The 16,479-nt window shown below is 35.0% G+C and carries 16 protein-coding genes and 1 tRNA gene; 14 read left to right on the top strand and 3 right to left on the bottom strand.

Annotated elements, in window-relative coordinates:
* Positions 1–124 precede the first annotated feature (124 nt).
* Positions 125–198, top strand: a tRNA-Ile gene (locus tag EKL95_RS12870).
* Positions 199–560: 362 nt separating this feature from the next.
* Here EKL95_RS12870 and EKL95_RS12865 read toward each other — a convergent pair.
* Positions 561–1,148: a riboflavin synthase gene (locus tag EKL95_RS12865; RefSeq protein WP_126458074.1), complete on the bottom strand. Its 588-nt coding sequence runs from the start codon at positions 1,146–1,148 to the stop codon at positions 561–563.
* Positions 1,149–1,205: 57 nt separating this feature from the next.
* Between EKL95_RS12865 and pdxA the strand changes: the two genes are divergently transcribed.
* The 10 genes from pdxA to EKL95_RS12815 all read left to right on the top strand — a co-directional run bounded on the left by pdxA (position 1,206) and on the right by EKL95_RS12815 (position 8,886).
* On the top strand, positions 1,206–2,255 hold the full coding sequence (pdxA, locus tag EKL95_RS12860; RefSeq protein ID WP_126458071.1) for a 4-hydroxythreonine-4-phosphate dehydrogenase PdxA: 1,050 nt from the start codon (positions 1,206–1,208) through the stop codon (positions 2,253–2,255).
* 85 nt (positions 2,256–2,340) lie between these two features.
* A complete protein-coding gene (locus EKL95_RS12855; RefSeq protein WP_126458068.1) occupies positions 2,341–2,883 on the top strand; it encodes a YceD family protein in 543 nt (180 codons plus the stop codon).
* Between the two features lie 9 nt (positions 2,884–2,892).
* Entirely contained in the window at positions 2,893–3,087 is a 195-nt protein-coding gene (gene rpmF, locus EKL95_RS12850) for a 50S ribosomal protein L32 (RefSeq protein ID WP_007137315.1), read from the top strand.
* A gap of 172 nt (positions 3,088–3,259) precedes the next feature.
* A complete protein-coding gene (locus tag EKL95_RS12845; RefSeq protein WP_126451979.1) occupies positions 3,260–4,258 on the top strand; it encodes a beta-ketoacyl-ACP synthase III in 999 nt (332 codons plus the stop codon).
* A 23-nt stretch (positions 4,259–4,281) separates the two neighbouring features.
* Positions 4,282–4,761 (top strand): acetyl-CoA carboxylase biotin carboxyl carrier protein, encoded by a 480-nt coding sequence (gene accB / locus EKL95_RS12840; RefSeq protein ID WP_126564375.1) that lies wholly within the window; start codon positions 4,282–4,284, stop codon positions 4,759–4,761.
* 91 nt (positions 4,762–4,852) lie between these two features.
* The gene (gene accC, locus EKL95_RS12835; RefSeq protein ID WP_126458062.1) at positions 4,853–6,199 is read left to right on the top strand and encodes an acetyl-CoA carboxylase biotin carboxylase subunit; all 1,347 of its coding nucleotides are present in this window, start codon (positions 4,853–4,855) and stop codon (positions 6,197–6,199) included.
* Between the two features lie 266 nt (positions 6,200–6,465).
* Positions 6,466–6,762, top strand: coding sequence for a hypothetical protein (locus EKL95_RS12830; RefSeq protein WP_126564374.1), 297 nt, complete (start codon positions 6,466–6,468; stop codon positions 6,760–6,762).
* A 35-nt stretch (positions 6,763–6,797) separates the two neighbouring features.
* Positions 6,798–7,094 carry a hypothetical protein gene (locus tag EKL95_RS12825; protein ID WP_126458056.1) on the top strand — a complete coding sequence of 99 codons (297 nt, stop codon included), beginning with the start codon at positions 6,798–6,800 and terminating at the stop codon, positions 7,092–7,094.
* A 34-nt stretch (positions 7,095–7,128) separates the two neighbouring features.
* Positions 7,129–7,425, top strand: a complete 297-nt coding sequence (locus EKL95_RS12820) for a hypothetical protein (RefSeq protein ID WP_126564373.1) — start codon at positions 7,129–7,131, stop codon at positions 7,423–7,425.
* A gap of 114 nt (positions 7,426–7,539) precedes the next feature.
* Positions 7,540–8,886, top strand: coding sequence for a sigma-54-dependent transcriptional regulator (locus tag EKL95_RS12815; RefSeq protein ID WP_126564372.1), 1,347 nt, complete (start codon positions 7,540–7,542; stop codon positions 8,884–8,886).
* Here EKL95_RS12815 and EKL95_RS12810 read toward each other — a convergent pair.
* Both EKL95_RS12810 and EKL95_RS12805 read right to left on the bottom strand, forming a co-directional pair.
* Entirely contained in the window at positions 8,883–11,315 is a 2,433-nt protein-coding gene (locus EKL95_RS12810; protein ID WP_126564371.1) for a hybrid sensor histidine kinase/response regulator, read from the bottom strand. The genes EKL95_RS12815 and EKL95_RS12810 overlap by 4 nt on opposite strands.
* A 110-nt stretch (positions 11,316–11,425) precedes the next feature.
* Positions 11,426–13,339 (bottom strand): alpha/beta hydrolase family protein, encoded by a 1,914-nt coding sequence (locus EKL95_RS12805; protein WP_126564370.1) that lies wholly within the window; start codon positions 13,337–13,339, stop codon positions 11,426–11,428.
* A 233-nt stretch (positions 13,340–13,572) separates the two neighbouring features.
* Between EKL95_RS12805 and EKL95_RS12800 the strand changes: the two genes are divergently transcribed.
* From EKL95_RS12800 to EKL95_RS12790, 3 genes are all read left to right on the top strand, one after another.
* Positions 13,573–14,685, top strand: coding sequence for an NAD(P)/FAD-dependent oxidoreductase (locus EKL95_RS12800; protein WP_126564369.1), 1,113 nt, complete (start codon positions 13,573–13,575; stop codon positions 14,683–14,685).
* Complete coding sequence (gene mtgA, locus EKL95_RS12795) at positions 14,685–15,431, top strand: monofunctional biosynthetic peptidoglycan transglycosylase (protein WP_126515202.1); 747 nt, start codon at positions 14,685–14,687, stop codon at positions 15,429–15,431. The genes EKL95_RS12800 and mtgA overlap by 1 nt, the downstream gene beginning before the upstream one ends.
* Before the next feature lie 416 nt (positions 15,432–15,847).
* Positions 15,848–16,246: an NUDIX hydrolase gene (locus tag EKL95_RS12790; protein WP_126564368.1), complete on the top strand. Its 399-nt coding sequence runs from the start codon at positions 15,848–15,850 to the stop codon at positions 16,244–16,246.
* The last annotated feature ends 233 nt before the right edge of the window (positions 16,247–16,479 follow it).

The following is a 16,479-nucleotide window of genomic DNA, read 5'->3' as shown; positions in this document are numbered from 1 at the left end:
TTTAGTATTCTACTATTCAGCAAGTTTCTGCTTGAAAGCAATGAATCATTGAAATATTATTGAAATCTAAGTCAAAATATTTGGAGTACATGAAAAATAGTAGTAATATTGCACACTCTTAACCGGTCCTATAGCTCAGCTGGTTAGAGCACCTGACTCATAATCAGGTGGTCCCTGGTTCGAGCCCAGGTGGGACCACAGTTTAAGTTTAAAAGCCTTCAAAATAATTTTGAAGGCTTTTTTTTAAAACCGAAGCTAAAAAAATGCATCACAAATTAGAAATGATAATAAAGCACATTTTAGATTTAATAAATATTTTGTATCATTAATTGTGCTATTTATGAAGATTGGAACAAATAAATTTATTTTTTTAATCGTTTTCTTTTTTGCCTTTGCGAATAGCACAATTGCTCAGACTCCTCCTCCTCCTCCTTCGGAGCCCCCTACTGCGGTTCCTATAGATGAATACATTTATATCGCAATTATAGTCTCGTTGATTTTTGGCACAATGCTGATATATAACAGTGTGAAAAAAAACCTTAAATAAAGAGTGTTTTGTATTATTGGGTTTTGTAAAGCCTAGTCACGTATTTACCAATGACATCAAATTCAAGATTTATTTTTGTGCCAACTTCAAAAGTTTTAAAATTAGTATGTTCGTATGTATAAGGAATAATGGCGACACTAAACTGATTTTTCTTTGAGTTCACAACCGTTAAGCTGACGCCGTTTACCGTAATGGATCCTTTCTCAATGGTAATGTTGTTCCAATTTTCCTCATATTCAAAAGTGTAAAGCCAGCTGCCGTTGGTCTGCTCGGCAGTGATGCAGGTGCCCGTTTGGTCTACATGTCCCTGAACAATATGTCCGTCCAGCCTATCTCCCAGCTTCATTGCTCTTTCCAGATTGATACTGTCTCCAACTTTCCAATCCGATAAATTTGTTTTTTTTATAGTTTCGTCTATTGCGGTTACGGTATAAAAAGTGTCGTTGATAGCAACAACCGTAAGACAGACCCCGTTATGTGCCACGCTTTGATCTATCTTAAGTTCAGTGGTAATTGATGCATTTATGGTAATATGAACGTTATTTTTTTCTTTTTTTATTTCTTGGATGATACCAAGGGTTTCTATGATTCCTGTAAACATTTCTTGTTTTTTTTACTAAATTTGCACTTCAAAATTAGCAATAAATAACGGTATGTCATTATGAAAAAAGCAGAAAATATAATTGTCGGAATTTCTATTGGAGATTTAAACGGTATTGGAAGCGAAGTTGTTTTAAAAACATTTGAGGATTCTCGCATGTTAGAGTTGTGCACTCCAGTTATCTTTGCTAATGTCAAGTTGTTGTCTTTTGTTAAAAAAAGTTTTCAATCAACATCTTTGCTCCACGGGATCGACAAATTAGATCAAATCGTATTAGGCAAAATCAATGTATTAAACCTCTGGAAAGAAGGTGTGGATTTAAATCTTGGCAAGGATGATTCTAAGGCAGGGGAATATGCTATAAAATCATTTATTGCAGCGACGAAAGCACTCAAAGAAGGTGTTATAGACGTTCTGGTAACAGCACCAATAAATAAATTCAATATACAATCAGACGATTTTAAATTTCCGGGCCATACGGATTACCTAGACCAAGAACTAGAAGGCAATGCCTTGATGTTGATGGTTCAGGATAATTTGAGAATAGGATTGCTGACAGATCATATTCCGCTTAGTGAAGTCGCCTCACAGCTAACGGAAGAATTGATTGTGCGAAAAATCGAAACGGTCAGACAGACTTTGATCAAAGATTTTGGCATTAATAAACCCAAAATAGCAGTTTTAGGTTTAAACCCGCATTGTGGAGATGGCGGAGTCATAGGGACAGAGGATGACTTGATTATAAAACCTACATTAAAAAAAATGTTCGACAAAGGGATCTTAGTATTTGGTCCATTTGCTGCAGATGGTTTCTTTGGCAGTAATCAATACGAGAAATACGATGCCGTTATAGCAACCTACCACGATCAAGGATTGATTCCTTTCAAAACATTATCTTTTGGAAAAGGAGTAAATTATACTGCAGGCTTGCATAAAATAAGAACCTCACCAGATCACGGCACCGCTTATGATATAGCAGGCAAGGGAATAGCTGATTTTAACTCCTTCAAAGAGGCTGTATATCTGGCAATAGACATTTATCATTCCAGAAATCAATATGCAGAAATTAGCAAAAAACCATTGAAAACAAAAGAAAAGCAGTTGTGAACAAAAAAAAGTGAATAACATTATTAGATTTGCAATAATTTTATATCTTTGCACTCCCGAAGTTTAGGGGAAAATTGTTGTTGAAATGAAGAACACAAAAGAATATTTAATTCCTTTTATAGGATTAAAGCTAGGGAAACATCATTTTGAGTATCAAATCAGTAATGCGTTCTTTGAAATCTTTGATTATGATGAATATCAAGATTCAAAGATCAAAGTAAATGTAGTTTTAGAGAAAAAAAGCACACTGTTAGAGTTGCGTTTTAATCACAAAGGGGCTGTAAATGTGCCATGTGATCTTACCAGCGAAGATTTTGATCTGCCAATTGAGGGCGAAATGAAATTAATCGTTCGTTTTGATGAGGTTTACAATAATGACAACGACGAATTATTGATTTTGCCCCACGGAGAGTTTGAAATAAATATTGCACAATATATCTATGAAATGATTGTGCTGTCAGTCCCTTTAAGACGCGTTCATCCGGGCATACAAGATGGAAGTTTAAAGACTGAAGCCTTGACAAAACTCAATGAATTGACGATAAAGGAAGAAAAAGAAGAAAATAAAGAAGAAGAAAATATTGACCCGCGTTGGGACAAGTTAAAGCAACTATTAACGGATAAATAATATAGTAAAATGGCACATCCTAAGAGAAAAATCTCCAAAACAAGAAGAGATAAAAGAAGAACACATTACAAAGCTACTGTAGCACAGATTGCTACTTGTCCAATTACTGGAGAAGCACATTTATACCACAGAGCGTATTGGCATGAAGGTAAAATGTACTACAGAGGGCAAGTTGTTATAGATAAATCTGTAGCTGTTGCATAATACATTTTTTGTAAATGATATTCGAACTCTCACATCGTGAGAGTTTTTTTGTTGTTTGTAATTTTCGTTAAATAAGAAGTTCTAATTCAAAGAGAATGGAATTTTTTTTGTAATTTTCAAGTCTTTTAAAAATTTTCAAATGGTACCATTTGACTAGAAATAAACGCATACAATGAATACAATCACAGCCGCAATAACCGCTGTTGGAGCCTATGTTCCAGACTTTGTACTAACGAACAAAGCTCTTGAAGCCATGGTCGACACCAATGACGAATGGATCACCTCTCGTACAGGAATAAAAGAAAGAAGAATCCTTAAAGACAAGGACAAGGGAACTTCTTTTTTGGCCATAAAAGCCGCGCAGGATTTATTGGCCAAAGCGAACATTGACCCTTTAGAGATCGATCTACTAATTATGGCAACCGCAACGCCCGACATGCCAGTAGCGTCAACAGGCGTATATGTAGCAACCCAAATTGGAGCCACAAATGCTTTTGCTTATGATTTGCAGGCTGCTTGTTCCAGTTTTTTGTTTGGGATGTCAACAGCTGCTGCTTATATTCAATCCGGAAGGTATAAAAAAGTACTCTTAATTGGTGCTGATAAAATGTCTTCTATCGTGGATTATAAAGACCGATCTACTTGTATTATTTTTGGAGATGGTGCTGGTGCAGTACTCTTTGAACCTAACTATGAAGGATTAGGATTGCAGGATGAATACTTGCGCAGTGATGGAATTGGCAGAGATTTTCTTAAAATTGATGCCGGCGGATCACTTAACCCTGCCTCTTTTGAAACGGTAAGAGACAACAAACACAACATTATTCAAGACGGGAAAACAGTGTTTAAATACGCCGTAACCAATATGGCAGATTCAAGCGAATTAATTTTGAAAAGAAATAATCTGACAAATGAAGATGTCGATTGGCTGGTTCCTCATCAAGCCAATAAACGTATAATTGATGCGACAGCCAACAGAATGAATTTAGAAGAATCTAAAGTATTAATGAATATCGAAAAGTACGGAAATACAACTTCTGCCACTTTACCATTAGTGCTTAGTGATTTTGAACATCAGTTCAAAAAAGGAGATACGATAATTTTGGCTGCTTTTGGAGGTGGATTCACTTGGGGATCTATTTATCTAAAATGGGCATACGACAAAAAATAAATTTAAACTAAAAACAAATAATTATGGATTTAAAAGAAATTCAAAATCTAATCAAGTTTGTCGCAAATTCAGGAGTTGCAGAAGTTAAACTAGAGATGGATGACGTGAAAATCACCATCAGAACAACCTTAGAAGGAAATGTCACTGAGACTACTTATGTACAGCAAATGCCCGCTCAAGGAGTGCTTCAGCAACCATTAGCTCCACAACAAGTGGCTCCCGTTGCAGTTGTTCCGGCAGTACCTGCGATAGAAAACGCTCATTTCATCACTATAAAATCTCCAATTATTGGAACTTTTTATAGAAAACCATCGCCAGATAAACCAATGTTTGTTGAAGTAGGTAAAACAATTTCTAAAGGTGACGTACTTTGTGTAATTGAAGCAATGAAATTATTTAATGAAATTGAATCTGAAGTTTCTGGTAAAATCGTAAAAATATTGGTTGACGATATGTCGCCAGTTGAATTTGACCAACCTTTATTCTTAGTAGATCCATCATAAGAAATTATAAATTATAAATTTTGAATGATGCTTTTTCATTATTTGAAATAATTTAAAATTTAAAATTCAACATTTAAAATTGCAAAACAAGATGTTTAAAAAAATATTAATTGCAAATAGAGGAGAAATTGCGTTACGCGTAATTAGAACTTGCAAGGAAATGGGGATCAAAACAGTAGCGGTGTATTCTACTGCAGATGCCGAAAGTTTACATGTAAGGTTTGCTGACGAAGCCGTTTGCATAGGACCACCTCCAAGCAACTTGTCCTATTTGAAAATGTCAAATATAATTGCCGCCGCAGAAATTACAAATGCAGATGCAATACATCCAGGATATGGATTCCTTTCTGAAAACTCTAAGTTTTCTAAAATTTGTCAAGAACATGGAATCAAATTCATTGGAGCTTCTCCAGAAATGATTGATAGAATGGGAGATAAAGCTTCTGCAAAATCGACTATGATAGAAGCGGGTGTTCCTTGTGTTCCGGGTTCAGTTGGGATTTTAGAATCCTATGAACAAGCGCTACAGCTTTCAAGAGATTTTGGCTTTCCCGTAATGCTTAAAGCTACTGCCGGTGGTGGTGGAAAAGGGATGAGAGCAGTTTGGAAAGAAGAAGATTTGTTGAAAGCCTGGGAAGATGCCCGTCAGGAATCAGCCGCAGCTTTTGGAAATGACGGAATGTATTTGGAGAAATTAATCGAAGAACCTCGTCATATTGAAATTCAAGTTGTAGGAGATGCTTACGGAAAAGCCTGTCATCTTTCAGAAAGAGATTGTTCTGTTCAAAGACGTCACCAAAAATTGACCGAGGAAACTCCATCACCGTTTATGACCGATGAATTGCGTCAGAAAATGGGGGAAGCAGCTGTAAAAGCAGCCGAATATATTAAGTATGAAGGTGCTGGAACGGTTGAGTTTTTGGTGGATAAAAACCGTAACTTTTATTTCATGGAAATGAATACCCGTATTCAAGTGGAGCATCCTATTACAGAACAGGTTATTGATTACGACTTAATTCGGGAACAAATTATGGTTGCTGCCGGAATATCTATTTCAGGTAAAAATTATTTACCACAGTTGCACGCCATCGAATGTAGAATTAATGCAGAAGATCCTTATAATGATTTCCGTCCTTCTCCAGGAAAAATTACAACACTTCACATGCCCGGTGGACATGGTGTTCGTTTAGACACTCACGTTTATTCAGGATATACAATTCCGCCAAATTACGATTCTATGATTGCAAAGTTAATTACTACTGCACAAACTCGTGAAGAAGCAATTAGTAAAATGAGAAGAGCCTTAGACGAATTTGTGATTGAAGGAATAAAAACTACCATTCCTTTTCACAGACAGTTGATGGATGATCCTCGCTATATTGCAGGTGATTACACAACCGCTTTTATGGATACGTTCAAAATGAACGACCCAGAATAGCAGATTTACATATCTATAATAAAAAACCTTGCAGCGATGCAAGGTTTTTTTGTTTAGAACCACTACAAAAAAACAAAGCGGGTAATTTATACCCACAACACGCTACGTTTTACCCACATTTCTCCTTATTAAAAAAAAACATATTTCATTAAACACCTCTATTACAGATATTTAATGACACAGCGCCTTCCTTTATAACTCTGGTACAATTATTTCAATTACTTGAACAATAATAAGTAACAATAATAATCTATAAATAAAACAGTATGAAAAAGTTAATGGTATCAGCAGCAATTGTAATAGCGAGTTTTTCAACATATACAACTACAGCTCAAACAACAACTACACCAGCAAAAACAGCCTCAATTCAAGAAGAATATATTGAAGTGAAAAATGAAGAAGTGCCGGAAGCTGTAACAAAAGCGCTAAAAACGGCTTACCCAGATGCAATTCTAGACAAAGCATATACAAATGCAAATAAAGAATATAAACTGGATGTGACTGTTGGGAACAAAAAAGGAAATCTTTTTGCAGATGCTACTGGGAAATGGATTCAAAAATAAAGCATTAAAACAATAACAATTTAAAAAAAAACACTATGAAAAAGTTAATTTTATCAGCAGCAATTATTTTAGGAAGTATGACAGCATTTGCCACTACAGTTCCAACTTCAAATGAACTAGTACAAACGCTATCCATTCAAGAGGAATATGTAGAGGTACAAGTAGAAAATGTTCCGGATGCTATTAAAACCGCTTTACTAGCAGCACATCCAGACGCTGTTCTGGACAAAGCACACGTAAATGCTAACAAAGAGTATAAATTAGAAGTGACTGCAGCAGCGAAAAAAGTTATTCTTTTTGCAGATGAAACTGGGAAATGGATTCAAAAATAAAGCATCAAAACAATAACAATTTAAAAAAAACACTATGAAAAAGTTAATTTTATCAGCAGCAATTATTTTAGGAAGCATGTCTGCATTTGCAACAATACTTCCCGTTCAAAACCCACAAAATCAATCTGTTTTACTACAAGAAAAATATACTGAAGTACAAGCAGAAGCCGTTCCTCAAGCAATAAAAACAGCTATGGAAAAAGCATATCCCGGAGCAATTCTGGGAAAAGCATACATCAATAAAAATAAAGAATACAAACTAGAAATTACAGTTGGAGACCAGAATGCTACTGTTTATGCGGATGCTGAAGGAAACTGGATAAATAAATAATTTAGGTGAGTTATGTTTAAAAAGAGAGATTGTTTTAACAGTCTCTCTTTTTTTGCAAAAAATTAGCTAAATACAAATTTAATACCTTTATTTTAGCCATAAAGTTAAAATACAATGGCTAAAATTTTATTGATTGAAGATGATGTTGCTTTTTGTAAATTATTAGAAAAATTTCTGGTAAAAAACGATTATGAAGTAACGGCTACATTTTCAGCTGAAGAAGCAAAATCTCAAATCAAAAACAATGAATTTGACCTCATCATTACGGATTTAAGACTTCCAAATTATGATGGAATTAAACTTATGTCAGAAGTCAAGAGTACCCATCCTAATGTTCCCGTCCTCTTAATGACGGGATATTCTGATGTGAATACTGCTGTAAAAGCCATGAAAAATGGGGCGGCAGATTATATTTCTAAACCATTCAATCCCGAAGAAGTTTTATTGGTTATTCAAAATTCTCTTCAAATGGAAACGCACACTAATTCTGATAAAGTAATTTCTGAACCTAAAACTGACAATAAAAAAAATAAAAAACCGACTAGTGAATTTGTGAAGGGGATCTCAAAAGCATCTCAAAAACTGGCAGAATATATCCAACTCGTCAGCCCAACAAATATGTCAGTTTTAATCATCGGCGAAAGCGGAACGGGAAAGGAAGTTATTGCCAAAGGCATTCACCAGAACAGTTCCAGAACAAACAATAATTTCATTGCCGTAGACTGTGGATCGATCCCAAAAGAATTAGCTGCAAGTGAGTTTTTTGGCCATGTAAAAGGATCTTTTACGGGAGCCATAAATGATAAAATTGGATTTTTCGAGGCAGCAAACAGAGGTACATTATTTCTTGACGAAATAGGGAATCTTTCCTATGAAAATCAAATCCAACTATTGAGAGCACTCCAAGAAAGAAAAATTAAGCCTGTAGGAAGCAATAAAGAAATTGATGTAGACATCAGAATCATCACCGCCACAAACGAAGACTTACGGGAAGCGGTAAAAAATGGGACATTCAGAGAGGATTTGTACCATAGAATAAATGAGTTCTCTATACATTCCCCCTCTTTGGTAGATCGTGACGAAGATTTGATGCTCTTTTCTGATTTTTTTCTTGAAAAATCAAATCAGGAATTAAACAAAAAAATCATTGGGCTTTCTGCTGAAGTAGTTACAATTTTTCAAAACTACAGATGGCCGGGCAATCTGCGTGAGCTTCAAAATTGCATCAAAAGGGCCACGCTCTTGTCGCAAGGAGATTTCATTGAAAAATCAGCACTACCCGCAGAATTTTTTCAAAATGAAAACCTAGACACCTCTGATCTGTCTTTGTCTCAAAACGAAAAAGAAGTCATTCAGGAAGCTTTAGCTAAAACCAATAACAACAAAACAGAAGCTGCTAAATTATTGAAAATCAACAGAAAAACACTGTATAATAAATTAAAATTATACAATATCAATTAGTTTAATTCCTTTTCTAACAGGACAAAAAGAGCTGTTATTTTGAGCTTCAAATTAATTGAAGCCATGGTTATTTCTTCAAGTGTTAAGTCTTCTTGCTCTAATACATCTAGAATAACACTGATTTCTGATGCGCTAATTTGCTTGAACATGGGCCCCATTTTATGAGCTGTATTCTTAATCTCCATAAAATCAATGTTTGAAACTGACCGATCTAAATTTTCTAAATTCTCTGCCGTACTTTTTATAAATGAGAGTAACACTTCTTTTAAAGCAACTATATCATTAGATAAAAAAGCGTTCAAGACTTTTAATGAATAAGGCCTTTCCTCCTTTGTTTGCTTGCTTTTTAGAATTCCTTCAAAGGGAACTGCGTCATTGTTCAAAATAGACTGTAGTGTTTTAAGCAGTATATTAGGAGAATAGGGCTTGCTGATTACAGTGGTAAATCCTGCGGTTGTGTAGTTGTTCAGATTTAAATCATTTCTTCCGGTGACCGCTATTACAGGTTGTTTTTCATACTCGTATTTAGAATTATCTATGAGTTCTTTCAAAAATAAAAACCCGTCCATAACCGGCATTTGAATATCGGTGATAATCAAATCAAAGGTAATATTTGATAGCGCATCAAGAGCTTCTTTTGCACTAGCAAAAGGGAATACAATATATTGGTTTTGTTTTAAAACTTCAGTTGTTAATTTCAACAAGCTTTCATCGTCATCTATCAGTATGGCTATATAGTGCTTTTTTGACGGATTCGCAGTAGTCTGTTTTTCGGAAACCGTGACATCAAAAAGTAAGGGGATTTGGATTGTAAACAAACTTCCCTTTCCTAATTCACTTTTCAAATGCAAAGCACCGCCTAGAATCGCTGTCATTTTTTTAGAAATGGTAAGTCCTAATCCTGTCCCGCCATATTTTTTCTCTATATTCTTATCGGCTTGAATGAATTCCTCAAAAATGAGTTCTTGGTTTTTTTCTGCTATTCCAATCCCGGAATCTTCTATTTGTATCGCTATCAATTGTGTTTCCAAGTAGATTTCAACACTAATTTTTATGAATCCTTTTTCAGTAAACTTGAACGCATTTCCAATAAGGTTTGATACTATTTGTCTTAAACGAAAAGGATCCCCAATGATTTTTTTTTCGAGATTAGGGTCAATTTCAACAATCAGTTGAATTGGTTTTTGTGCATAAACGGATTGAATGCTATTTGCCACTTCATAAATCATCTCGTACAGCGAAAACGGGATTTTTTCTATCGTGATTTTCCCAGCTTCAATTTGAGTAAAATCCAATAGATCCTGAACCAATTGTGAAATATAATCGGAGGAACCTTTGATGTTCTTGGTGTAATAGCATTGTTTACTGCTTAAATCGGAATTTCCCAATAATTCCGTATAGCCAATAATCGTGCTTAAAGGGGTTTTCAGGTCGTGGCTTACAGTTGCAATGAGTTGCTCCCGACTAATAAGTAATTTTTTGGATTTTAGATTTGCCTCCTCCAATTGTTTCTTATAGGATTGGGTTTTTGAGTAATCATTTAGAATTATAATCAAAAAAAACAAAGTAAGCAATAATCCAATTATAGCCGCAGAGGTTACAATTTGATTCGTTTTTGCTAAGGAATTCTCTCTATCCGAATAGTTTTTTGTGGTGTTTATTATAATTTCCCGTTCTATAGTGTTAAGGACTTTTCTTAGCTGGTCAGAGATTGAAAGTTCATTTTGCAATAATTTATTTTCCTCAAAATTCAATAATTTTTTCTTTTGGGATGTTTCTCTTTTTACCTCATTTAATAAATTTTTAGAAACCGTCAAAATAGAATCGGTTGCTTTTTTACTTAACGTATTGGTACTATCATCCGGAATGTTTTGATTTAAGTAGGCAACATATTTCTGAAGGACATTTCGTTGATAAATTCCCATTCTGGCGGGATCTTTTACAAAATCTTCTAATTCCAGTTTCCGCAAGGAAGACTCCATTTTAGTCAAATCACCAATCGCGTCGTCCACCGCATCTTCATTTTCAGTTTTATTTTTAATAAGTTTAAGTTGCTGAATATTTATCGTTTTCTTAGATAGCAATTGCTTGACACTGTCTAGTAAAGTGATTTGGTGTGGTGTGGAGACAAACAATTTCAAGGAATCAATTTCTGCTTTTAACAGCATATTTTTCTTCATATAGTTGTTAAAAATTTTTTCTGATTCTGATTGAATGGCTATTCGAGCTAAATTTTCCGTTTCATACGTATCAGAGAGCAAGTTGCTAACCCGTAAAATAGTATTGCTTTCCTCGGTAATTCTTTCTTCGGTTTTTGAAAAATTCTTGTTCTCGGAGTATAAAAACCAGCCCACACTGGCAAAAAGCACCGCCAAAACCAGATAACTCAGGAAAACTTTTATCGGAATATAACTTTTTTTGTTATTCATTTTTCAAAGATAAAAATTACAAAATTATTTAAAGTTAAGGTATTCAAAATATTTTGACACAAACAAAAAAACCCACGAAAAAGTGAGGCTTCCTATTTTTAAAATGATTTCTACAAGGTTTCTTTGAGCCATTTGAAAAATTCACCTTGCCAAACCTGCGCATTTTGAGGTTTTAGTACCCAGTGATTTTCTTCCGGGAAATACAAAAATCTACTTTTTATTCCTCGTAATTGTGCTGCTTGGAACGCTTCCTGTCCTTGTCCTATTGGTACACGAAAATCTTTTCCGCCTTGAATAATTAAAATAGGTTTGTTCCATTTCTCTACCAGAGTCATTGGGTTGAATGTCGTGTAGGTTTTTTGCGCTACAGCATTGTCTTTTTCCCAGTACGCACCGCCAAAATCCCAATTGCTAAAGAAAACTTCTTCGGTAGTCCCAAACATGCTTTGGGTGTTAAAAACACCATCATGGGCAATGAAGGTTTTGAATCGGTTGTTGTGCATTCCGGCCAGATAGAAAACAGAATACCCGCCGTAACTGGCACCAACGCATCCTAAACGAGTGGCATCAACATATTTTTCCTTAGCAACAGCATCAATCGCTGACAGGTAGTCATCAATTACTTGTCCGCCCCAATCTTTGCTGATTTGCTCATTCCATTCCACGCCATGACCTTGCATTCCACGACGGTTAGGAGCCACAACAATATAGCCGTTGGCAGCCATCAGCTGTAAATTCCATCGGAAGGAATAAAATTGTGTCAATGGAGATTGAGGTCCGCCTTGACAATACAAAAGCGTTGGGTATTTTTTTGAAGCATCAAAATTAGGAGGAAGAACCACCCAAACTAACATTTTTTTGCCATCTGTTGTCGTAACATATCTTCTTTCGGTTTTGCTTAGCGCCAAAGAATTATAAATTGTAGTATTGACATTAGACAGTTGTTTCCAAGTCTTTTTCTTCAGATTATAAGAAAAAAGTTCTGCCGCATGATTCATGTCGGTTCTCGTTACAATGATATTATCACCGGAAAACCCAACTAAATCATTGACATCAAATTCTCCATTGGTGACTTGGCGAACGGTAATTGCTCCCGAAGCTTCTGGATTGGTCAGACCAGGAAAATTAACTTCAAACAACTGCTTTGTTCCGTCTACAGGGGCAACAAAAAATATTTTTTCCCCGTCACTACTCCAGATAAAATTGTCTACTGTTCCATCCCAATTGGCCGTTAAGTTCATTTTCATTCCTTTGAAACTAACTATCAGGTCGTTTTTATCTGCCTCATACCCATCTCGTTTCATTTGCAACCAAGTCAAATTTCCGGTTGGAGAAAATTGTGGAGCGGTATCATATCCAAGGTTTTCTTCGGTTCTATTACTTGTTTTCCCAGTTTTCAGGTTGTATTCATAGATATTGGTGTTGGTAGAAAGAGCATAGTCAGTTCCTGCTTTTTTCTTGCTTACGTACAGAATACTTTTGCTGTCTGGCGACCAAATGTAATCTTCATCACCACCAAAAGGTTTTTGTGGACTGTCGAAATTTTCGCCTTTCAGAATGTCAATTCCCATAGCGCCTTCTTTGTTTTCTTTATAAAAAACATGGTTGTATTTGCCTTCATTCCAGGCATCCCAATGACGATAATTCAATCCGCCATAGATTTGAACATCTGATTTTACTAATTCTGGATAAAAATCTTTTCCATGAACGTTCTCCATTTTTACTTCTTCATTGTAAACGATATATTTCCCGTCAGGAGAACTGTTTTTATCTTTTAACAGGGCTGCGGTATCTTTTACTTCGGTTGGATTTCCGCCATTTACGGGTAAAGTGTAGAATTTTGTATCCGATTTATTTTCTTGAACAGAAGGAGTTGTTACTTTATACACTACATTTTTTCCATCTTTGGAAATGCCTAAAGGGGTTACTCTTCCTAGTTTCCAGAGCAGTTCTGGAGTCATTACATTTTGTGCCATAGCATTTAAACTCATCATTAATAAAGGTATAAATAGGAATTTGTTCATTTTAATAATTTATTTTTTCGAATGCTAAAATTAGCCAATTTAATTTGATGTTTTTTTGTTTTTAATACTTGTTTTTTAGCCCCGATAAAAGTGGAAATCCTTTTGTTTTTTTCTTTAAAAAATAAAAGATTACTTCACACTACTTTTATTTTAATTGGAGTTCAGTGAATTTATTTAGAACGGATAGCGGTATTAGCTCCAAAAAATTATTATTTTTATAAAAATATTTAAACATGGATTTGAGCTATTGGGAGTTGAAAAACTGGTTTACTGATGTAAATTATACCATCGTAGGAAGCGGTATTGTGGGCTTACATGCTGCATTACGCTTGCGCGAAAGATTCCCTGAAAGCAAAATTCTAGTGTTGGAAAAAGGAATGTTGCCGCAGGGCGCGAGTACTAAAAATGCCGGTTTTGCTTGTTTTGGAAGTCTCTCAGAAATCATCGATGATTTAAAATCCCACTCGGAAGAGGAAGTCATTCATCTCGTTCAAAAACGGTGGCAAGGCTTGCAGTTGTTGCGAAAAAGATTGGGTGATGACACGATAGATTTCAAGCCATACGGCGGATATGAGTTGTTTTTAAAAGCAGATGAAAGTAGCTATAATGAATGTGCTGGAAAATTACCATTTATCAATGAAATCTTAAGACCACTTTTCAAAGCCGATTTTTTCGCCATGGAAGTAAACTGTTTTGGGTTTAGCGGGATACAGGAATATTTAGTTTTCAATCCGTTTGAAGCACAAATAGATACCGGAAATATGATGCAGGCGTTGTTGAAAGAAGCGGTTTCTAAAAATATTTTAATCCTGAATCAACAAACCGTTACCTCCTATTTCGACAACGGGAATAAAGTGGAAGTGGCACTTACTGATTTTAGTTTTAATACCCAGAAAATACTGTTTGCTACAAATGGTTTTGCTAATACATTGACAAATGGTGCGGTTAAACCGGCCAGAGCACAAGTTTTAATTACGGAGCCTATCAAAAACTTAAATATAAAAGGAACTTTTCACTTGGACAGAGGGTATTATTATTTTAGGAATATTGGCGATAGAATACTACTGGGCGGAGGAAGAAATCTGGATTTTGAAACGGAAAATACAACTGAATTTGGACAAACAGAAATTGTCCAAAATAAATTGGAACAATTATTAAAAGAAGTAATTTTGCCGAATCAGGATTTCCAAATTGCACACCGTTGGAGCGGCATTATGGGTGTTGGTAACAGCAAAAGTCCTATCGTTTCACAACTGTCAGATAATGTCTATTGCGGTGTACGATTGGGTGGAATGGGAGTGGCAATAGGGAGTTTAATTGGAACAGAATTAGCAGATTTAGTATAATGGCAACGAAAATAACACCCAGGAAATCAAAACAACCCATTAAAAAAGAAACAACCTCTTTTATGAGCAAACTAATTCGTTTTTTATTCAAAATATTGTTGTGGTTCATCGGACTCTCTTTATTTTTTGTGGTATTTTTTAAATTTGTACCCGTTCCGTTTACCCCATTAATGGTGATTCGTGCAATTGAAAATAAAACTGCAGGAAAAGAAGTTTTCTTCAGCCACGACTGGGAACCTATTGAAAACATCTCGATGAATCTTCAAAAAGCCGTGATTGCCAGTGAAGATGGAACGTTCCTGAAACATAATGGTTTTGATTTTGTAGCCATGCAAAAAGCGTATAAAAGCAATGAACGAGGCCGAAGAATAAAAGGAGGAAGCACAATATCACAACAAACGGCCAAAAACGTATTTCTTTGGCAAGGCCGCAGTTATTTGAGAAAAGGATTGGAAGCATATTTCACTCTTCTGATTGAAATCATTTGGGGAAAGGAACGCATTATGGAAGTCTACTTGAACAGTATCGAAATGGGGAATGGTGTCTATGGAGCTCAAGCAGCCACCGAACATTGGTATCGAAAAGATGCTTCCAGTTTAACACTAATCCAGGCTGCAGGAATAGCCGCGATATTACCCAATCCAAGAAAATATTCGGCGACTAGTTCTTCCACGTATATCAACAGGCGAAAAGCTAAAATTGTACGCGTGATGCGACAAGTAGGAAAAATTGAATATCCAAAATAGTTTTTAGCAGTCTTAAAAAGTAATCAGATAATTTCTAAAAATAAAAAACCGTAAACTCTTAATTAAAAGATTTTACGGTTTTGTTTTGTGGAGAATATCGGATTCGAACCGATCACCTCTTGCCTGCCAGTAGGAACCATATTAATAAAAACTCCATTTTTACTGGGGTTGTGTTTTTTTAAGTGTTGCAAAAACATACATTTTAAAGCATTTTGCCACTCATTAAGTACACTTAGATTATGAGAATATTTTATTGTGTTTTTGGTCAAATTATATTCATACTTAAGTAACAGTTTCTATGGACTATCAAAAACCTCAGCAGCAATCTTTAAAATTATTTAGATAAAAAGGTTGTAGTGAAAATGTATTTAGTTATTTTGGAAACTATAACAAAGTTGATGTTAAAACCATGATAAATGAAAATAATTGATAAGCTAGCTTGGATTGAAATTGTAAACAAGAAAATTCTATCTACAAAATCTTTTGGCAAGAATAAATATTATATTCCAGGGGGTAAAAGAGAATATGATGAGACAGACGAACAGGCGTTGTGTCGTGAAATTAAAGAAGAGCTTAGTGTAGAGTTAAATTCAGACACTCTTAAATTTATTGGAGTATTTCAAGCTCACGCTCATGGGCATATTGCAGATATGTTTGTTAAAATGACTTGTTATTCGGCAAGTTATACTGGTTTACTAAAAGCTAATTCAGAAATTGAAGAAATTATTTGGCTGTCTTATTCCGATAAAGATAAAATATCAGAGGTCGATAAGTTAATTTTTGATTTTTTAAAAGAAAGAAATATGCTAGAGTAAATAATACTATGTGTCCCTTTTATACTAAAACCAAGTACCCGCTGATTAACAGTAATGATAATACTCGTGTTTGTTATTAAAAATCAAGATATTGCAAAATTTAAAAAATGAAAAATGTAGCATTTTTTAGCATTTTTCCACTTGTTAAGGACACTTAGCAAAAGTTGAAATTTTCTTAAACACGAAAATTAAATTGATACATTCCATTAGCGTGGATAAACTAACGATACCAT

Origin of the sequence: Flavobacterium sp. LB2P53, assembly GCF_003970305.1 — a bacterium.
Lineage (GTDB): Bacteria > Bacteroidota > Bacteroidia > Flavobacteriales > Flavobacteriaceae > Flavobacterium.
This window is presented reverse-complemented; position numbering and strand designations above follow the sequence as displayed.

Excerpts from the sequence above, each read along its gene's own strand:
- EKL95_RS12865 (WP_126458074.1), bottom strand. The coding sequence starts at position 1,148 with ATGTTTACAGGAATCATAGAAACCCTTGGTATCATCCAAGAAATAAAA.
- EKL95_RS12855 (WP_126458068.1), top strand. The coding sequence starts at position 2,341 with ATGAAGAACACAAAAGAATATTTAATTCCTTTTATAGGATTAAAGCTA.
- rpmF (WP_007137315.1), top strand. The coding sequence starts at position 2,893 with ATGGCACATCCTAAGAGAAAAATCTCCAAAACAAGAAGAGATAAAAGA.
- EKL95_RS12845 (WP_126451979.1), top strand. The coding sequence starts at position 3,260 with ATGAATACAATCACAGCCGCAATAACCGCTGTTGGAGCCTATGTTCCA.
- accB (WP_126564375.1), top strand. The coding sequence starts at position 4,282 with ATGGATTTAAAAGAAATTCAAAATCTAATCAAGTTTGTCGCAAATTCA.
- accC (WP_126458062.1), top strand. The coding sequence starts at position 4,853 with ATGTTTAAAAAAATATTAATTGCAAATAGAGGAGAAATTGCGTTACGC.
- EKL95_RS12830 (WP_126564374.1), top strand. The coding sequence starts at position 6,466 with ATGAAAAAGTTAATGGTATCAGCAGCAATTGTAATAGCGAGTTTTTCA.
- EKL95_RS12825 (WP_126458056.1), top strand. The coding sequence starts at position 6,798 with ATGAAAAAGTTAATTTTATCAGCAGCAATTATTTTAGGAAGTATGACA.
- EKL95_RS12820 (WP_126564373.1), top strand. The coding sequence starts at position 7,129 with ATGAAAAAGTTAATTTTATCAGCAGCAATTATTTTAGGAAGCATGTCT.
- EKL95_RS12815 (WP_126564372.1), top strand. The coding sequence starts at position 7,540 with ATGGCTAAAATTTTATTGATTGAAGATGATGTTGCTTTTTGTAAATTA.
- EKL95_RS12810 (WP_126564371.1), bottom strand. The coding sequence starts at position 11,315 with ATGAATAACAAAAAAAGTTATATTCCGATAAAAGTTTTCCTGAGTTAT.
- EKL95_RS12805 (WP_126564370.1), bottom strand. The coding sequence starts at position 13,339 with ATGAACAAATTCCTATTTATACCTTTATTAATGATGAGTTTAAATGCT.
- EKL95_RS12800 (WP_126564369.1), top strand. The coding sequence starts at position 13,573 with ATGGATTTGAGCTATTGGGAGTTGAAAAACTGGTTTACTGATGTAAAT.
- mtgA (WP_126515202.1), top strand. The coding sequence starts at position 14,685 with ATGGCAACGAAAATAACACCCAGGAAATCAAAACAACCCATTAAAAAA.
- EKL95_RS12790 (WP_126564368.1), top strand. The coding sequence starts at position 15,848 with ATGAAAATAATTGATAAGCTAGCTTGGATTGAAATTGTAAACAAGAAA.